This is a genomic window from Xanthomonas sp. WHRI 8393 (assembly GCF_040203315.1).
Classification (GTDB): Bacteria; Pseudomonadota; Gammaproteobacteria; order Xanthomonadales; family Xanthomonadaceae; genus Xanthomonas; species Xanthomonas arboricola.
Genome location: NZ_JBEGGL010000003.1, coordinates 738,051 through 753,626, shown reverse-complemented (window position 1 = coordinate 753,626; position 15,576 = coordinate 738,051). Strand labels below are relative to the sequence as shown.

Genomic DNA, 15,576 nt, shown 5'->3' with positions numbered 1-15,576 from the left:
CCAGCGCTGAGACGAAATGGCACGCTGAGCGGAAGCTTGGCCTGACGCCAGGGCCTCGTCCGCAGGGGCGAAAGAGTGCCCAGCTTGCTAGCCAACCGTTCCGCCGTCCGCAATACCCGACTACTGCACGAAATTCGTCCAACACGCCTGGTCAATGCACAGAAGGAAGTGAAAGCGATCGTCGAAGACCAAATACAGGACACGCGGAAGCTGCAAGAGCTGCTGCGTAAGTGACTTTCGGATCCGCGGCAGCAGTAGCTGCCGATGTTGAAGCCACTCAAGTCGCCATGCTGCTGGACTTGGAGTGGTGGGCGGTACAGGGTTCGAACCTGTGACCCCTACCATGTCAAGGTAGTGCTCTACCGCTGAGCTAACCGCCCGTTTCCTGCGTCAGCATTGCGCTGTGCAGGGCGCGCATTCTAGCGCAGGGTTTGGATCACCACAAGCCCTCCCTGCGCTCGAACCTTCGGGCTGTCGCCCTGCCCTACGCCAGGCTGGCAGCTTTCAGTTTTTGGATCTGGTCGCGAATCTGCGCGGCCGCCTCGAACTCCAGGTCCTTGGCGTGCTGGTACATCTGCTGCTCCAGGCTCTTGAGCTTGCCGGCGATCTGGGCAGGCCCCATCGCGCGGTAATCGGGCATTTCCTCCGCCACCTGACGCGACTTCGAGCGTCCCTTGCCTGCCTTCTTCTCGGCGGCATCCTCGCGCGCACCTTCCATGATGTCGGAAATCGGACGCGCCACCGATTTGGGCGTGATGCCATGCTCCAGGTTGTACTCGACCTGCTTCTCGCGGCGACGGTCAGTCTCGTCGATCGCGGCCTGCATCGAACGCGTCATCTTGTCGGCATACAGAATGGCCTTGCCGCGCAGATTGCGCGCTGCGCGGCCGATGGTCTGAATCAGCGAGCCGGTCGAACGCAGGAAGCCCTCCTTGTCCGCATCCAGGATCGCCACCAGCGACACTTCCGGCATATCCAGGCCCTCGCGCAACAGATTGATGCCGACCAGCACGTCGAACTTGCCCAGACGCAGGTCGCGGATGATCTCCACGCGCTCCACCGTGTCGATATCCGAATGCAGATAGCGCACGCGGATGCCGTGCTCGCCGAGGTACTCGGTGAGGTTCTCGGACATGCGCTTGGTCAACGTCGTCACCAACACGCGGTCGCCGAGCTTGATGCGCTCCTGGATTTCGGACATCAGGTCGTCCACCTGCGTTCCGACAGGACGAATCTCGACCACCGGATCGATCAGGCCAGTTGGCCGCACCACCAACTCGGTGATTTCCCCCGCAGACTCGCGCAACTCGTAGGGACCCGGCGTGGCCGACACGTAGATGCTACGCGGCGAACGTGCCTCCCATTCCTCGAAACGCAGCGGCCGATTGTCCAAGGCCGACGGCAGCCGAAAACCGAACTCCACCAGTGTCTCCTTACGCGAGCGGTCGCCCTTGTACATCGCGCCGATCTGCGGAATGGTCACATGCGACTCGTCTATGACCAGCAGCGCATCCGGCGGCAAGTAGTCGAACAGCGTCGGCGGCGGCTCGCCGGGCGCCTTGCCGGTGAGATGCCGCGAGTAGTTTTCGATACCGTTGCAGAAGCCGACCTCGGCCATCATTTCCAGATCGAACTGGGTGCGCTGCGCCAGGCGCTGCGCTTCGACCAGCTTGTTCTGCGAATACAGCTGCTCCAACCGTTCCTTCAATTCGTCCTTGATCGTATCCACCGCGCTCAACGTGCGCTCGCGCGTGGTCGCGTAATGCGTCTTGGGGTACACGGTGTAGCGCTGCAGCTTGCGCAGCGTTTCGCCGGTCAACGGATCGAACAGCGTCAGCCGCTCGATGTCGCCATCGAACAACTCGATCCGCAACGCCTCGGTGTCGGATTCGGCCGGGAACACGTCCAGCACTTCGCCGCGCACGCGGAACGCGCCGCGGGTCAGCTCGAATTCGTTGCGGGTGTACTGCAGATCGGTGAGATGGCGGATCAACTGACGTTGATCGATGTGCTCGCCCACCGACAGGATCAAGCGCAGCGACAGATAGTCTTCCGGCGCACCCAGGCCGTAGATCGCCGACACTGTGGCCACCACCAGTGAGTCGCGACGCGACAGCAGGGTCTTGGTCGCCGACAGACGCATCTGCTCGATGTGCTCGTTGATCGAACTGTCCTTCTCGATGAAGGTGTCCGACGAGGGCACGTAGGCCTCGGGCTGGTAGTAGTCGTAGTAGCTGACGAAGTACTCCACCGCGTTGTGCGGAAAGAACGACTTGAACTCACCGTATAGCTGCGCCGCCAGCGTCTTGTTCGGCGCCATCACCAGGGTCGGTTTCTGCACCTGCTGGATCACGTTGGCAATGGTGTAGGTCTTGCCGGAGCCGGTCACGCCCAGCAAGGTCTGCTTGGCCAGACCGGCCTCGAAGCTGGCCACCAGCTTCTCGATGGCAGCAGGCTGATCGCCGGCTGGGGAGTACGGGGATACGAGCTGGAAACGGTCGGTCATGAAGCGGATCTCGGGGGGAGGACTGCACAAATGGCGGAGGCCACTTTCGGTGAAAGTCTGACACCTCATCACGTGGGAGCCGACCTTACCTGAGCCTTGGACGCCGTAGAGACTGCTTGCTTCGAGCCGAGGAGCAGGACGGTGAAAGCAGTGACTCGTTCGTATGCAAAAGGGTACACGGCGCTACAGCTAGTGATCGTGATGGCGATCGTCGGGATCATGGCGGCCATCGGCCTGCCCAGCTTCAAAGGTCTGGTCGAGTGGCAGCGCGCACAGGCACGGGTTCACTTGCTCACCGCACACTTGGCGATGGCGAGGAGCCTGGCCATCACCCATCGCCTGCCAGTTAGCGTCTGTCCATCCGTCGACGGTGCCAGTTGCCGACCTGACAGTGACTGGGGCCAGGGGTGGATTCTTTTTAAGGATCCAGCGCGCAGTGGGCAGCCTGCGGACGCGGGCTCGATCCTGCGGGTCGAGCAGTATGCTGCGAGCGAGGGCATCAGCATCACTGGAACGATTGGCCGATCGCTTGTCCGATTTCTTCCGAACGGCCGCAACGGCGGCACCAACATCACGATCAGCCTCTGCACCCGTGCGCAGCGCCTGGCAGACGTCATCGTCAACAACTCAGGGCGGACGCGCTCTGTCCGCTACAGGCAACCAACCTCCTGCCCTGCACGGTGAGCTACAGCAAAAACGAAGAGGCCGCGACTAATCGCGGCCTCTTCAACATCTTGGCGCCCGAAGTTGGACTCGAACCAACGACCCCCTGATTAACAGTCAAGTGCTCTAACCGGCTGAGCTATTCGGGCGGGGAGGCGTATTCTAGATGCAAGCTTTCGATAGTGCAACACCCCAGGCTCTGGCTACCAGCACCCTTGGGTCGTGGCAGCACTCGGCGTCTTCACCCCCGCCTGATTCAGTGTCATCGTGCCGCAGGTATCCCTAGCCTGATTGCCTTGTGGCGTGGCAGTTATCGTGAAGGTGGCCTGGTTACCAACGAACCTGATGGTGTATTGGGCAGTCCCGCCCTCACGCGGCGATTGGATGGTCGTCGAGCCGTTGCCAAAAAGAAAATTCGCATAGGTGTTGTTCGTCGTATGCGAGCGCTCGGCCAATTGCGCGTATTCGACCAGATCCGCCTTGGCCTGCGCGCGGCGCGACTTGCGGATATGTTCGGCATAGGAGGGATATGCCACTGCCGCCAGAATTCCGACGATAGCGACAACCACCATCAATTCAATCAAGGTGAAACCATCGCCCCTAGTGTACTGAGACAGCCGACGAGAGGCGAAACGGGACAGGCGTAGCGACATTGAAAACCTCCGTCACTGAATCTGGCGCCAGGATTGGCGACCGCAGGGATAAGGGACATACATGGGCGCGGCGCCTGCTACGTTGACGACCATCCAGCAACCCGCACCTGACGGGACAGCGGGCGCGGCTGAACCGTCTTTTGGATTGACTTTGGGTTCAAGCCGAGGCACGACCGATACACCAACATCCTTGACCGGAGCATTTCCGCCAGTGTTGAGCGAGATACCGGCGGAACCGGTAGCAAGCGTGGAACCACTGATGCCCCCCATTCGAACACCAGATAGTGCGCCTATGCCGGTACGCGGGTTCAGGCCAAACAACCAATTCACACCATCGGTACTGCAACCGCTACTTGCAGCAAGTGGCGCGTAGGTGGGCATGAACAGAATTCCCGAAACAAGTTCCGGATAACCCACAAACCGTTCACCAGCCGGCAGATCCACATACCATCCCAGCGATGTTGTTGGGACAGTACCCACCTGCAGGGTACGCGTCCCGCTACCAGCAACGGTTGTGACTGAGTATGGCGTCAGGCTCGCTCTGCTCAAGGTCGTAGCGATCACGCCATCTATCTGATCCGTAAATCCATACAAGCTTTGTATGTGCTGCGAAGAGCTCGGCAGGCTGTCGTCATTGAACGAAAAACTACCGGTACCAAATAATACAAGGACTCCGCCGTTTTCACCGGAAGCTGCCTGCAGTCCGCCGGTAATGGGTTGCCGGTAGGTACGCCCACCCTCGACATATGTCGCCGTGGTAAATGCAGGCACAGTCACCGAAGCTGCGGTCGAGGTGAGATCAAACTTCCAGATGGCACCACGAAGATCGGCACCATAAACCGTATCGGCATAGCCATCCCGTGTACGAGCAGGCATGCCAGACGGGTCGGTCGTCAGGTTGTCCACCCGATCCAGGACAATGATATTACCCAGCCCGTTCCGGCCACTGATCGCGTTCCCCGGCTCCGTTGCCTCGATCATACGAACGACCGGGGTTGAAGACGTTCCGATGTCCACCACGAACAAGACAGCCTTGCCGTTAGCGCTGTCATAGCCGTTACCAAAGATCGCTTTCCAGCTCACCGTGCCATTAGCAGCACGTACTGGGACAATGACCGGCTTACCGAGCACGTGTCCAATATTGGAGCGCACCGTAGCATCACCACTGAGATCGTTGATCTCCCACAGGCGACTGCCACTACCAAACGCGCCCGGATTGGTCACATCCAGGGCAAACGCACCGCGGCCACCAGCCCCGGTCGTGCCAACCAGTGTCGTCTTCCAGCTGTTGTTGTAGTAGGTATCTCCCACCGCAAGCGGACCATCGACGAAATAGCGATGATCAAACGGCTGAGCAGAGGCTTTGTTGGCTTGATAAGGCAGTAGCAGATTACCCATGTGGCCGTAGGAAGTTGCCGGAATATAGGCAAAGCGCTCACGTCCCCCACCACCGACGACAGTCCCACTACCATTCATGCCACCGTCGAAAGCATGCAACATGCCGTCGTTGGCCCCCGCATATACCATGTACCCTTGATTGGCGCGCTTGGTATTCAAGTAGTTGGTATAGGTCGTTCCCAGTGTTCCTCCCAAAGCACGGTATCCGTAGTCATCGATAGGCGCACTGATCAACGGTGCAGAGTTGATGATATCGCCTAGGACGGTGGTCCGGTCACGCAACTTGCCCTTCTGCTGGACCTCACCACTTCGATCTCCCAGTAGATAGCCAGCCGCTGTCGCCGCCGTTGCTCCAAGATTGATTAAATCTTGCTCCGAACAGATAGATTGACTTGGATATAGTGTCCGTGACAAGCCGCAAAGACCACTCAGACTGATTGTCGTACCATCAAATTTACGAAAATTAGTTCCGTCACTAAAGAAAACATTGCGAGCAGCAGATGCAGGCATTTGTTCGGAGGCTTCCCAAAACGGGGTAAAACGGGCCTCTCTTGTCTCCGGATCGACAGACGCCTGACTGGCCTTAAGCTTACTGGACCAATCAGTCCCATTATTTCTGATTTGGTATTCAGGCGACACAGTCAGGGAGCCCGCACCAATGCGAGCACCCGTTAAGGCCAGAGTTCCAGAAGGAGAATTAGCTGCACTGGCCGCCGAAAGAACTTGGCGCATCGCACTAGTCACTTCATCAGGGCTCTTGGCATTAATGAACTGACCGCGACTGTTAATAGTGGCATGCCAGAGTTCGTCGATCACGCGACCGTCATCATCCGCAGTTGGGTTCCCATTACTATTCCAGTCGGGTGGATTAGCATATGGATCGCCGGTGGCCGCTTGATTAACTTCGTATATATTCCCCTGCGCACCTAGAGTAATTGCATAGAAATTCATATGCAAATCCTTCTGACAATCCAGTCGCTTCCAGTCAGCAGACGTCTTGGAAAGTGTCGCGCACTTGTCATCCACGGGTACAAGTCCGGCCGGAAAACTTGGGCCAGTCACCAGTGGAGTAGAAGTGCCCGAATAGTAGCTCGCAGCAATATCGGCAATCGTATTGCTATAAGAGTCAGCGAATGGAGCGCCAGAGAAATCAACCGTACCGGTAGAGTCGGCATTGCCGTACCCACTGACAGAATTGTTAGCGTTCGTATATCCGTCGGTAAATAACATGCCGCCGTTCTTTTGGCATGCGCGCAGGACCGGCGCACCATCCCCGGTTCGCAAGAACTGCCTTCCCAAATAGTCGACAGCCGTACGATTTGGGGTACCGCCATTCGGCTTGAGACGGTAAATCAAATCGAACAATGAGGTACGCGCGGCGTCGTCGTCCATGTCGTACATGGTAGCCGCGGTCAAATTATTGATAGTGAAGTAGCCGACCCGCATTTTGTCGACGTCGGCCAACGATCGGGACGCGGATCCGACGATCGACAAGATACGATTATGACTATACTGAAACCAGTTGGCAAAATTCTGCCGCGCATTATTATATGCCGCAGTATTAGACCCATAATTGGCTGCCAATATCTGATAACGACGCATATTGCACCCGGGACCACAGGCATTTGCAATGATCGGCCTATTGACGTCACTGGTTAGATACCCAGCTGGAGCCGGGGCATCCACTGGCAGATAAAAAGTTGCCGGCACATAACCCATTTGTACCGCACAATTCGCCGCGACTGAGACTGCTGAATTCAACGTAGTCCAGCGCCCGCCACTGCTCGGCAAGCCATTACCGTTATTTGAGTTACATGATCGCGCACTTGATCGATAGCGTGTTCCAGCAGGAATTGTCATTCCCGTCAAAAACTGGAATGACTCGCCATCGCTTTCACGATAGGCAAGGTCATAGATAGTGTTGTACCCTGCACTGAAATCATTGCCATAGACAAGAGGATTACGCGGATCAACTCTTGCTTGGTCGAATGTAGCCGCCGGCCAAAGATTGGCGCTTGTTGACGTTTGCGCAGGAGGCGTCCACGGCTCATAGAGAACACTGGGATTATAGTAACCAGCATTGTAAGTTGGCGAGCGCGCAAACCCGAAAACGTCGAGCGGAGGAATTGCACGACCAATTGAATAAGACGAGTTATATCCAGAGTGCGGAAACAAATAAACATAACAATCGGAAAAGTTGTTTGCACACGACTCACTGGAATTAAAAAATACACCAGCCGAACTGAAGAAGCTGCTACCGTTCCACTGCAGACGCCCATCTCCGCCCTTGAAGATGCGCTCGAACGTCATCGAATTCGAGTCATCCACTGCCATGATAAATGCTGGCGGAATTGAGGTCGCGTTATTCAGCGGAGCTTGCGCCAAAGCTCCCTGTCCTTGCGCAGCAATCAGGCCGTAAATGAAATAGCCGCCAGCCGCGACAAGAACGATTGCAGAGACGACAACGGCTCGGAAAATGCGACGGGACATATCGGCAGCCTCAGAGCTTGAAAATGGTGTCGATCGATGCCGATGACGAGGCATCTGTTGCGGCATCGTTAGCGAATGTAGTGATTTGATATACCGGAGTCACGGGATCGAGCGGATCCCCCATCGCAAGCGACCCCCCGCCGATGATGCACGAGTCGATGCGCCTTACGTTGACCGCCTCACTCACCGATGTTGCCTTGCTGCGTCCCCATTCAACCGGATCAAATGCGGCATCACAGTTTTGCTGGATATCGGTATCAACCAAGGGAGCGCTTGTTGGCGCATCCGTACGATTGGCAATGGCCTCAATGGCACGCTCGCTCCGACGCGTCACTCCTTCAGCATGTTGGAAAGCAATATTGGTCGCCAAGTAATTGGATGCCATTTTTTCCTGCATCCCCGCTACTTGCATCCCGGCAATTCCGATCAACGCCAACAGGATTAGCATGATCAGTGCAACATAGAGCACCGCGCCACGAGGGCGAGCGGGCATAGGACGCAGGCGAGCGTAAGCATTCATAAGTTAGTTCCCGAACAGTCGATTACGCAAGGCGATCGTGGACTCGTACGTCATTCTGTACCGCCCGTCAGTTTGGGCAGGCGGCGCAAAAGACACTCCCAATGCACTTGGATAGCGCAGCGCACTCGCCGGTCTCTCTGCTGTGGCAGGTGACGGACTACGGGCAAGAATACCGACCTGGACCTGCCCCACTCGCCGCCACTGCCCAGCCGCTGCAGCATCTGTACCAATAGAAACATCACTTGCAGTCGCTTGTGTATTGATGTTCCCCAATGGTGGGGAGGTGGTGGACATGCTGGCGGTCTGATCAAGACCGAACAGCAGTTGCATGTTCTCGATACCTTCAACCAGTTCCTCGGGCGTTCCGTAATCGTCAACGCCGTTAGAGCGCGCCCGCATCAGCGCCGGCTCGCCCGTTGTTGCCGAGGTCCCGATGTAATACACCAGCGATTCCGCACGGTAGATCAACGCTTGGCCGGTTGGCCTTGCCGAGTAGTTTGATAAATTGGTTCCGTTGGCGGTGATCTTGCCGCTGGCGTAGACGCCCTTGAACACCGTTGCATGGGCACAGTCAGCGATTCCAAATACAGTCGGAGCCGCCTGCCCCCCCTCGGTCAGGCGCAGGCCGTTAGTGGCGTTGAAGCTGACCACGCTGTTACTGCCCGACGTGAGCGAAGTGATCGGCACGCTCTCTGGGGCCAAGTAGCGTAAGACCAGGATGTCGCTGCCCCCGCGCGGATTTAACTTGGAAATCGATGCTGGAAGATTTGTTGGCACAGCCCAGGTGGCCCCGATAGTCAGAACGCCGAGCGGCTTTGTATTAGGCGCTTCGTAACCTTGCACGCTAACGCTGAAATCCAATGGATGACCCGAACCGCTTGCGGCGCCGGTGGTGATGACCGGGTCCCCCTCGCCACGCACAAAATGTGCCTGGTCATTGACACAGCCAAAATGCCCTGCCATGCGTATGTCGCGCTGCAAGAACTCCAAGGCAAACCGCCCGTTCTCCTGCGCGCGCGCACTCCCTTCTGCAAGCATTGATGCGGTACGGGATGCCGAGAAGACCTGGATAACCCCCAGCATCAATACCAAGCCGATCACCATGGCGATCATCATCTCGATCAAGCTGATGCCTGCAATCGCACGCTTGGATACAGAGCTACAAGTCATAGCTGAGACACCAAGGTGAACGTTGTGAGCGCATCCGGGTTGCTTGCATCCCAGCGCTGATCGCCCCAACTGATGCCAACGGTTACCTGGCCGTTGGCATTAAGCACGGTCGCACTGGCGCCTTCTCCTAATGCCTGTACCACCTGACACTTCCAGCGTGCGACGTTGGTTGCGATAGTGAGATTGGTCCCAAGCGGGCGGCTGCAGCTGGCAGCAGTGACCGTGTTCGCCGAAAAGGTGGCGTCGGTATACCAGGACGATTGAAAACGATTGCTGCGCATCTGGTCCAGCAAGTCGTAAGCCAGGTTGGTGGCCTGGGTGCGATAGTTGGCGCTCTGCACGAATCTCACGTTGGCGGTCTGCAACAGCGCAAACCCGAGCAAACCAAACGCAAGAACGATAATGGCGATCAACACTTCGAGCAGGCTGAAGCCGTCGGAACGAGCGCGAGATACAAAGGATCGGGGGAGCATCACTGACAGGCGCCTTTCTGGGAGGTGATCTGACCGGCACCGTTGACGACTAACGTGCGACGCAATGCCTGCCCATCACACGTGGTTGGCTGCAGCGTGATCTGCTGATTGGTGGAAGCAAGCCTACGCCCCCGTCCATCGAATGCAATCGCGGTGCCGGAAGGACCGGAATTGCTCAGCGACCGGTCTATCGAAACGAAACGCAGGACGGTGTCGCCGCTCTTGAAGGCTCCGTCTCCGTCAGTATCCGCCCAAGCCAGCATCCCGCTCCCCCAGTTGTTGTCGCAAGCGGTTCCCGATGCACTACCGCAAACCCCACCACCTCGGCGATTGCGTATCGCCTCACTGCGGGCGAGAGACAGTAACCCGAGGGTCTCATTGGCGCTGCTCGCTACCCGATTGGAGCGAATTACTCCACGAAAGCTTGGAAGCGCGACCGTAAGCAAAATTGCCAATACGGCGATCGCAATCATCAATTCCACAAGTGTGAAGCCGGTAGATCGGCGAAAAGACATTGGACGCTCCCCAGCGTGACCTAGCCAAGATGCTTCGACTGCCCCCTCAGGAACAAGCACCGGGGGGACGAACGGTCGTTTTAGGGTTGCCGACGTGAGTGTTAAGACTTACCGGGCCTACAACCCGCACTCGGCCCGCCCCCTCCCCCCTCCCCCGGAAGTAGGATCTAAATCCAGAAGGCGTTAAGTCACCACCCGATAGCAAGGCCGGTAGTCCCCCGAAATCTTCATCCGGCGCTGCTCGACGAAGCCGCGCAGCAGTTCGTCCAGGGCCTGCATGATGTCCGGGTCGCCGTGGATTTCGAAGGGGCCGAATTCCTCGATGCGGCGCATGCCGTCTTCCTTAACATTGCCGGCGACGATGCCGGAGAAGGCACGCCGCAGGTCGGCGGCCAGCGCGGGCGCTGGGCGGCCGTGGTGCAGGTCGAGGGCGGCCATGGCCTCGTGGCTGGGTTCGAACGGCTGCTGGTACTCGAGCGGGATGTGGACGGACCAGTTGAAGTAGTACGAATCCTTCTGTTCCTTGCGGTGCGCGCGCACGTCGTGGATGCCTTCGGCCATGCGACGCGCCACGGCAACCGGGTCGCCGACGATGATCTCGTAGCGGGAAGCGACAGCTTCGCCCAGGGTGAGCCGGATGAAGCGGTCGATCTGCTCGAAATACGGCGCGGCAATGGTCGGGCCGGTCAGGATCAGCGGGAACGGCAGGTCGGCGTTCTCTTCGCGCAGCAGGATGCCGAGCAGGTAGAGGATTTCCTCTGCCGTGCCGACGCCGCCCGGAAACACCAGGATGCCGTGGCCGATGCGGACGAAGGCTTCCAGGCGCTTCTCGATGTCCGGCATGATCACCAGGTGGTTGACGATCGGATTCGGCGACTCGGCGGCGATGATGCCCGGCTCGGTCACACCGATGTAGCGCGTGTGATGCTTGCGCTGCTTGGCGTGCGCGATGGTGGCGCCCTTCATCGGGCCCTTCATGGCGCCCGGTCCGCAGCCGGTGCAGATGTCCAGACCACGCAGGCCCAGCTCGTAGCCCACCTGTTTGGTGTAGAGATATTCGTCGCGCGAAATGGAATGGCCACCCCAGCACACGACCAGGTTCGGGTCCGACGGCTGCAGGATGCGCGCATTGCGCAGCTGCCCGAACACCGCGTTGGTGATGCCTTCGCTGGTGTCCAGATCCCCGCGCTGGGCTTCCAGCTCGATTGCCATGTAGGCCAGGTCGCGCACCACGGCGAACAGCAGTTCGGCAACACCCCGGATGATCTCGCCATCGACAAAGGCCATCGCCGGTGCGTTGCTTAGATCGATGCGGATGCCGCGGTCCTGCTGGTTCACTTGGATATCGAAATCCGGATACAGGTCGCGCGCTGCGCGCGGGTCGTCCGACGCGCTGCCGCTGGTGAGCACGGCCAGCGCGCAGCGGCGCAACAGCTCATGCATGCCACCGCTAGAGGCATCACGCAGACGCGCAACTTCCGCCTTGGACAACACGTCCAGGCCACCACGCGGGTAGATCCGCGCATCCACCACCGGCAGCGCCCGTGCTGCCGTACTGCTGAGTTCCATAGCTTGCTCCTGTCGTATCTCAGAACTTTAGCGTACTCACCCGCACAAAAGAAAACGGCCGGGAGAACCCGGCCGTTTCTGCAAGCTTCGAGACGCTAGCCAACTTTAGAACTGGTAGCGGAAGCCCAGCTGCAGCGCCCAGCGGGAGATGCCCTTGTCGTCGTAGATGGTTGACGGATCAGGCGTATTGAAGCGGTAAACGTATTTACCGGTAGCCGCATCGATACCGCCGTACTCAACCACGCCGCGCATACCCGGGAACGCGTACTCGTCCACACGGCCCCACTTCTTATTGAGCAGGTTTCCGACGTTCATCACGTCAAGCCAGATCTGCGCCTTGTTGCCTTCCAAGAAGCCAGGCAGCTCCTGCTCGATGTGCAGGTCGAACTGGTTTACCCACGAGTTGCGCACTGCATTGCGCTGCGCAACCTGTCCCTTATGGGACGACAAATATTCATCATTGTTGACGAAGTTCCAAAACGCAGCTTCTTCCGCTGCCGAGCCAAAGCGAACATCACCCGGACCTGCGGGGATGTACAGCAGATCGTTCAAGCGGCTGTCGCCATTTGCATCGTTGTCAAAGGTATAGCTGTAGGGACGGCCACTACGGCCCTGGTAGATCAGGCCGACCTTGGTGGCAAAGTCGCCGAAGAAGTTGTGCTTCCACTGCAACGTTCCGAGGAAGCTATTGCGGATCTCATAAGCAGACGTCGCATTGACCTCTTCGTTGGCCTGAAACACCGCCGTATTGCCCAGCTGCGAACCGGAGGTGGAGCTTGTCAGGCCACTCACTTCGTCGGCATTGGCGAAGGTATAAGCCAGGCTCCAGGACCAATCGCTATCGTTGAACGGCTTATTCAATCCAACGGTCAGGCTCTGGCTGCCACCCTTGCTGGTAGAGCGCGCAATGATCGCATCGTTGTAGCTGCGATAACGATTGCCACGCGGGTCGACCGAAATGCCAGTCGGCTGAGTTCCGTTGACATTCCAGTTGGCGGGATTTAAGCCCGCCTGATTCCAATAGATCTGACGGCCATCCTGACCGACCGCAGTCGGTCCGGTCTGGCTAAGATTCAGCTGTTGGTAGTAAATAGCTTCTTTGACCTTCGTAACGACGCCCTCGACCGACGCCACTACACCGTACCAAGGCAACTCGGTATCGAACGCCAAGTTCGCCTTCCACACAGCAGGTTGACCCAGATCCTTGTCAACGAAGTCGACAGACTGAGTGGCGCCGTTCAACGTCCCGTTACCACGCGGCTGGTTGTTGATGTCCGGCGTAAACGCGATGCCGTTGCTATTGACCAGATTTACGCTTGAGAAGTTGTAATCGGTGTAAGCCAGACCGGTATTCGAGTAAGGATTGGACAGCCATACCGACGCCGCTGCGCCTTGGAACAGGCCAACACCGCCACGCAACTGCGTGGGACGGTCTGCATCGAAGGTGTAATTGAACCCAAAGCGCGGCTGCAGCAGCCCGTTGCCATCTATGGTTTCGTCATTACGGACACCAAACGTGGTCGAGGCAGCTGCATTATATTGCGGCTTGTTCTTCACCATCGGCTCGTCGTAACGGACACCGAAGGTCAAGGTCAGGTTGCTGTTGACAGCCCATGTGTCCTGCAAAAATAGGCCGACATTCTTCATGCCCCACTGAGCTGCGATATCGTCGATATTTCCGCTGGTGGACTGAGAGTAACGGTAGCTAGCCGGACGATTGTTGCGATAGTCGGCAATCGAGTTGAAGTTGTACGAACCAAAGACACGCTGAGCAAACAAGTTGAAGATGTCGTTGTCTTCGTAGTCGCCACCAAACTTCAGGGTGTGATCATCCAGATACAGATTGGCAGCAAAGAACGCATTCCACGTTTCAGTACGCAGTGCATTGGCCTGTGTACTCTGCTCGGTACCGAAGTTGACGAAGTTGTTGCCGATCCGGACACCGACAGCCGGCAATTGCGAGGCAGCGTCACGCACTGCAGAATAATCGCGGTAGGAAACCTTGGCTTCGGTAGAGAACTTCTCCGTCCAGTCACTGAACAATTGAGCGGTGTAGGTTTCAAGCTCGAAATTGCGGGTGTAATGGTACGAGTTCAATGACAAGGCGGTAGCGCTGAAGCCATTGAGGTTAGCGGTCTCCTGTTCGGACTTGCCGTAACGAAACGAGGCGCGGTGCTTGTCGCTGATGTTCCAGTCGATCTTAATGCCCTTCTCTTCCGACTCAGAATCAAGTGCTGGCAGAGCCAGTGTTCCCGGGTCGAAGCCATAGACATTGCGCGAAATGTCGACGATCTCGTCAACCTGTGCCTGGCTCACGCCAACGATATTGCTGGCGCCCGAGCCGGTCGGACCGTAGCCGGATGCTCCGGTGAATACGCCTTTGCCCTTGTACTTTTCGTAGTTAGCGAAGAAAAACAGCTTGTCCTTGACAACCGGCCCCCCCAGGGTCAGACCATAAGTGGCTTCATTATCGAACAGCTGCGGGCGGATACCGTTTTGGTTCTTTCCGGACCAGTCGTTCTCACGATAGGTTCCATAAACTGAACCGTGAAATTCGTTGGTACCAGACTTGGTCACGGCATTAATGACGCCGCCGGTGCCACCGGTGATGGCCACATCGTAATTGGCCACGTCCACCGAGATTTCGTCGATGACGTCCATCGAGAACGGCTGGCGCGGAGTCGGCAGGCTGTTGGATTCCAGTCCGAAAGCATCGTTGGTGCTGATGCCGTCAACGCGGATCGCGTTGTAGCGCGGGTTCTGGCCGGCGATGGAGATTTCGTTGCGCGCCTTGTCGGTCTGCGCGACGCGCGGATCCAGACGCACGTAGTCCTGCAGGTTGCGGTTGATCGACGGCAGCGACTCGATTTCTTCGCGGGTCACGTTGGTGCCGGTGCCCATCTTGTTGGCGCTGAAGATCGCTGAGCCGTAGATGCCTGCGATCGCCTGCACGGTACCGAGCGTGGCCAGATCGCCACCCAGGGCTGCATCAACCTGATTGACCTTGTCCAAATTCAAGTACACGCCTTCACGCGTGGTGTTGCCCGCGCCGGAAGCGGTAATGGTGATCGTGTACGGCCCACCCACACGCAGGCCGCGCGCGTTGTAGCGTCCGCTGGCATCGGTGGTGGCGCGGCTGACCGTGCCCGATTCGACGTGGGTGATCGTCACTTCGGCATTCGGCACCGGTTGACCGGCGCTGCTGGTCACCAGGCCAGCGACGCCGGCAGAGGTGCTCTGGGCGAACACGGGGGCGGCGGCGAGTGCGGCGACAAGGCCAAGCGTCAGCTTGGACATGCGGAGACAGCGGGGGTGGGTCATTTCGGTAGCCTCGATACAGGTTGGGCAGTGACAAAAAGGCGCAGTCAGCCCAACCGTTCCCGGGGGTGGGCTGCCGATGATCTGGGGTCCCTTGCCGCGCGGCTGGTTGCTGCCGCAACGGTTAACAACAGATTAACACGCTAAGGCCTGATTGTGACGGCGGCGTGACAAAGTTCGCGCGGTGCAACATGAACTTCGCATGTGAAGGCCTAAACGCCAGCTTGCGCAAAGTCGCGCGGCATTTGCGACTGGCGTCGCGCTATCGAGCTGGCTTGTCGCAAACCGGCAACGTTTGGCC

10 protein-coding genes and 2 tRNA genes are annotated in these 15,576 nt (G+C 58.1%); 1 reads left to right on the top strand and 11 read right to left on the bottom strand.

The genetic code is table 11. The features are described 5' to 3' along the window. Positions 1-305: 305 nt before the first annotated feature. Both ABQ137_RS13750 and uvrB read right to left on the bottom strand, forming a co-directional pair. Positions 306-380 (bottom strand) — tRNA-Val (locus ABQ137_RS13750). A 104-nt stretch (positions 381-484) separates the two neighbouring features. Then, the gene (gene uvrB / locus ABQ137_RS13745) at positions 485-2,506 is read right to left on the bottom strand and encodes an excinuclease ABC subunit UvrB (protein WP_184518655.1); all 2,022 of its coding nucleotides are present in this window, start codon (positions 2,504-2,506) and stop codon (positions 485-487) included. A gap of 141 nt (positions 2,507-2,647) precedes the next feature. Between uvrB and ABQ137_RS13740 the strand changes: the two genes are divergently transcribed. After that, entirely contained in the window at positions 2,648-3,190 is a 543-nt protein-coding gene (locus ABQ137_RS13740; RefSeq protein WP_184518652.1) for a GspH/FimT family pseudopilin, read from the top strand. A gap of 51 nt (positions 3,191-3,241) precedes the next feature. Here ABQ137_RS13740 and ABQ137_RS13735 read toward each other — a convergent pair. From ABQ137_RS13735 to ABQ137_RS13695, 9 genes are all read right to left on the bottom strand, one after another. Then, positions 3,242-3,318: transfer RNA gene (locus ABQ137_RS13735), tRNA-Asn, on the bottom strand. Between the two features lie 54 nt (positions 3,319-3,372). Continuing rightward, the gene (locus tag ABQ137_RS13730) at positions 3,373-3,822 is read right to left on the bottom strand and encodes a type IV pilin protein (RefSeq protein ID WP_081008611.1); all 450 of its coding nucleotides are present in this window, start codon (positions 3,820-3,822) and stop codon (positions 3,373-3,375) included. Positions 3,823-3,834: 12 nt separating this feature from the next. Then, positions 3,835-7,710: a pilus assembly protein gene (locus ABQ137_RS13725; RefSeq protein ID WP_260297186.1), complete on the bottom strand. Its 3,876-nt coding sequence runs from the start codon at positions 7,708-7,710 to the stop codon at positions 3,835-3,837. 10 nt (positions 7,711-7,720) lie between these two features. Further along, a complete protein-coding gene (locus ABQ137_RS13720; protein ID WP_184518649.1) occupies positions 7,721-8,230 on the bottom strand; it encodes a pilus assembly PilX family protein in 510 nt (169 codons plus the stop codon). A gap of 3 nt (positions 8,231-8,233) precedes the next feature. Beyond that, complete coding sequence (locus ABQ137_RS13715; RefSeq protein ID WP_184518646.1) at positions 8,234-9,400, bottom strand: PilW family protein; 1,167 nt, start codon at positions 9,398-9,400, stop codon at positions 8,234-8,236. Next, positions 9,397-9,873 (bottom strand): type IV pilus modification protein PilV, encoded by a 477-nt coding sequence (gene pilV / locus ABQ137_RS13710; RefSeq protein ID WP_054592542.1) that lies wholly within the window; start codon positions 9,871-9,873, stop codon positions 9,397-9,399. The genes ABQ137_RS13715 and pilV overlap by 4 nt, the downstream gene beginning before the upstream one ends. After that, positions 9,873-10,388, bottom strand: coding sequence for a GspH/FimT family pseudopilin (locus ABQ137_RS13705; protein ID WP_039816784.1), 516 nt, complete (start codon positions 10,386-10,388; stop codon positions 9,873-9,875). The genes pilV and ABQ137_RS13705 overlap by 1 nt, the downstream gene beginning before the upstream one ends. 183 nt (positions 10,389-10,571) lie before the next feature. After that, complete coding sequence (ppnN, locus tag ABQ137_RS13700) at positions 10,572-11,957, bottom strand: nucleotide 5'-monophosphate nucleosidase PpnN (protein WP_016901083.1); 1,386 nt, start codon at positions 11,955-11,957, stop codon at positions 10,572-10,574. Between the two features lie 105 nt (positions 11,958-12,062). Then, on the bottom strand, positions 12,063-15,278 hold the full coding sequence (locus ABQ137_RS13695) for a TonB-dependent receptor (RefSeq protein WP_349782850.1): 3,216 nt from the start codon (positions 15,276-15,278) through the stop codon (positions 12,063-12,065). Positions 15,279-15,576 lie beyond the last annotated feature (298 nt).

What these genes read in the sequence shown, in the direction of transcription:
- ABQ137_RS13695 (WP_349782850.1), bottom strand. Translation starts at nt 15,278, where the DNA reads ATGACCCACCCCCGCTGTCTCCGCATGTCCAAGCTGACGCTTGGCCTT.
- ABQ137_RS13730 (WP_081008611.1), bottom strand. Translation starts at nt 3,822, where the DNA reads ATGTCGCTACGCCTGTCCCGTTTCGCCTCTCGTCGGCTGTCTCAGTAC.
- uvrB (WP_184518655.1), bottom strand. Translation starts at nt 2,506, where the DNA reads ATGACCGACCGTTTCCAGCTCGTATCCCCGTACTCCCCAGCCGGCGAT.
- ABQ137_RS13725 (WP_260297186.1), bottom strand. Translation starts at nt 7,710, where the DNA reads ATGTCCCGTCGCATTTTCCGAGCCGTTGTCGTCTCTGCAATCGTTCTT.
- pilV (WP_054592542.1), bottom strand. Translation starts at nt 9,873, where the DNA reads ATGCTCCCCCGATCCTTTGTATCTCGCGCTCGTTCCGACGGCTTCAGC.
- ABQ137_RS13720 (WP_184518649.1), bottom strand. Translation starts at nt 8,230, where the DNA reads ATGAATGCTTACGCTCGCCTGCGTCCTATGCCCGCTCGCCCTCGTGGC.
- ppnN (WP_016901083.1), bottom strand. Translation starts at nt 11,957, where the DNA reads ATGGAACTCAGCAGTACGGCAGCACGGGCGCTGCCGGTGGTGGATGCG.
- ABQ137_RS13715 (WP_184518646.1), bottom strand. Translation starts at nt 9,400, where the DNA reads ATGACTTGTAGCTCTGTATCCAAGCGTGCGATTGCAGGCATCAGCTTG.
- ABQ137_RS13705 (WP_039816784.1), bottom strand. Translation starts at nt 10,388, where the DNA reads ATGTCTTTTCGCCGATCTACCGGCTTCACACTTGTGGAATTGATGATT.